Source organism: Kitasatospora phosalacinea (assembly GCF_000717185.1).
Taxonomy (GTDB): domain Bacteria; phylum Actinomycetota; class Actinomycetes; order Streptomycetales; family Streptomycetaceae; genus Kitasatospora; species Kitasatospora phosalacinea_A.
Genome location: NZ_JNYE01000214.1, coordinates 1 through 2,354, shown reverse-complemented (window position 1 = coordinate 2,354; position 2,354 = coordinate 1). Strand labels below are relative to the sequence as shown.

3 protein-coding genes are annotated in these 2,354 nt (G+C 76.5%); 1 reads left to right on the top strand and 2 read right to left on the bottom strand.

The window, feature by feature from the left end; translation table 11 throughout:
- Positions 1-58 precede the first annotated feature (58 nt).
- Positions 59-997 (bottom strand): NAD(P)-dependent oxidoreductase, encoded by a 939-nt coding sequence (locus OO57_RS37575; RefSeq protein ID WP_081974238.1) that lies wholly within the window; start codon positions 995-997, stop codon positions 59-61.
- Between the two features lie 96 nt (positions 998-1,093).
- Here OO57_RS37575 and OO57_RS37570 point away from each other — a divergent pair, with 96 nt between their 5' ends.
- Positions 1,094-1,447 (top strand): winged helix-turn-helix transcriptional regulator, encoded by a 354-nt coding sequence (locus OO57_RS37570; protein WP_033257378.1) that lies wholly within the window; start codon positions 1,094-1,096, stop codon positions 1,445-1,447.
- 110 nt (positions 1,448-1,557) lie between these two features.
- Here OO57_RS37570 and OO57_RS37565 read toward each other — a convergent pair whose 3' ends face one another.
- On the bottom strand, positions 1,558-2,235 hold the full coding sequence (locus tag OO57_RS37565; RefSeq protein WP_081974237.1) for a helix-turn-helix domain-containing protein: 678 nt from the start codon (positions 2,233-2,235) through the stop codon (positions 1,558-1,560).
- Between the last annotated feature and the right edge of the window lie 119 nt (positions 2,236-2,354).

Genomic DNA, 2,354 nt, shown 5'->3' with positions numbered 1-2,354 from the left:
GGTGCGGGGTGCGGGGTGCGGGGTGCGGGGTGCGGGGTGCGGGGTGCGGGGTGCGGGGTCACCGTCGCAGCAGGTCGACCACCCCGGTGAGGTCCTCCTCGGCGCTCCCCGACTCCAGCCGCCGTCGCATCAACCCGAAGTAGGGGGCCAGCAGTTCGGGGCTGACCCGCTGCTCCTCCGCGGTGCGCAGGAAGGTCGGCACGCCGGCCACCTGCATGCCCAGGTTGGAGACGACGCCCAGCGTGTAGTCCCCGGCCTCCAGTTGTGCGGCGGTCTGGTGGACGGCCGGGGCCATCGCGGTCAGCCAGTCGGCGAGCAGCGGGGCGAGCGAGGAGGGTGCGACGGACTCCTTGCCGATCAGCGCGAAGGCGTGCGCGGCGCCGGCGAACATGCCGTACATGGCCCCGAGCAGCGCCACGTCGTGCAGCGCGGCGAGTCCCGGGTCCTCGCCGACCCAGCGGACGCCGGCCGGGACGGCGAGGGCGGCGCGGTGCTGCTCGAAGAGCTCGGGCGAGCCGCTGTAGAAGACGTAGCCGCCGGCTTCCGGCACCCCGATCATCGGCGGGACGGCCATGATCCCGCCGTCGAGGTAGCGGGCGCCTCGGGCGACGGCCCAGGCGGCCCGGTCGCGGGCCTGGCCGGGGGTGCCGGTGACCAGGTTCACCAGGTCCCGTCCGGTGAGGTCCGCGTCGGCGAGTGCCTGCCCGACCGAGTCGTCGTCCAGCAGGCAGACGACCACCAGGCCGTTGGCGGCGACCGCCTCGGCGGCGCTCGCGGCGACCGTCGCACCCTCGGCCGCGAGGGCCTCGGCGCGGGCGGCGCTGCGGTTCCAGACGGTCAGCGGGTGTCCGGCGGCGAGCCAGGCCCGGCCGAGCGCGGTGCCCATCGCGCCGAGGCCGAGCAGGGTCAGCGGGGTCCTCGCGGTGCCCCCGGGGGTGCGGGCCGCGGTGTCCTCGGCCGGGTTCTCGATGCTGTGCCCAACGGCGTTCTCTGTCATGCCCGTTAGGCTGCTCGCAGGCCCGGGAGTGATCAAGTACGCACTTCGGAGTGGGTGGTTACCCCGGGGTGAGCGAACAGGTCAGGGGAGGGCGCGATGGCGACCGTCAACCGTCCGGGCGCACCGGACGGGCACGTCTGCGGGATCGACGCGGCACTGGAGGTGATCGGCGGCAAGTGGAAGGTGCTGATCCTCTGGGCCCTGCACCAGCAGCCGCACCGCCGGTTCGGCGAACTCCGGCGGATGCTGCCCGGGGTGACCGAGAAGGTGCTCGCCGCCCACCTGCGCGAGCTGGAGGCGGACGGCATCGTGCACCGCGAGTCGTACGACGAGGTGCCCCCGCGCGTCGAGTACTCGCTGACGGGGGACGGCACCCGGCTCAACGGGGCGCTGGGCCCCCTGGCCGACTGGGGCCGCGCGCGGGTGCTTGCCGCCCGCACCACCCGGTGAGACGGCGGCACCAGGTGGTGCGGGCGGACCGGAGGAGCGGGCGGGGCCGGAGGAGCGGGCGGACCGGCAGCGGGGCCTCCGGCGGCTCCTCGAGGGCCGTCGGCGCCGGTTCAGGCCCGCTCCTCCCCCGCTTCGGCGAGCAACTGCCAGAAGCGGGCGGTGGGTTCGGGGCGGGTCGGGGCGGGGGCGGTGCCCCAGGAGGTGGGGGTGTGGTGTTCGGACTGGAGGGTGGCGAGGACGCGTTCGAGGGTGGCGGGGTCGACGGGGACGAGGCGGGCGACGGGGGCGAGTTGGGCCTGCCAGCGGCCCTGGACGACCTGGCGGAGGCGGGCGTCGAGGTCGGCGGTGCGGCCGGTGAGGCGGAGCAGGGTCGGGAGGTCGAGGGCGAGGACGCGGGCGAGCAGGCGGGTCTGCTCCTCGCCTGCGGTCCAGCGTCCGGTGGCTTCGACCCGCCGGTAGGTGTCGGGGGCGAGGCCGAGCAGGCGGGCGGCCTGGTCGGGGGTGAGTTCGCGGGCGATCCGGTGGTCGCGGAGGGTGACGGGCGCGGCGCCCATGAGCCGGGCGGGCGGGCACCAGAGGGTGCGGGCGAGGGCGATCAGCTGTTCCTCGGTGGGCGCGACCTGCCCCTGCTCCCAGCCGAGGACGTGCCCGGGCAGCAGCCGTACGCCGTGCGCGGCGAGCCCGGCCGCGACCTGGTCGACCGTCAGGCCGAGGGCGGTGCGGTGGGCGCGGGCCGCGGCCGGGGAGAACGGCACCGGTGCGGGGGCCGGTGGCTGTCTGCGTCGCATGCCTTCCGACGGTAGGGCGGGGGCGGGGCGGGCCACAGCCGCGGATGGTACGAAGCGGGGGCGACTGCGGGGCGGCGGGGCTGGGCGATGCGACGAACCGGGGCGGGTCGGGGCGGGTC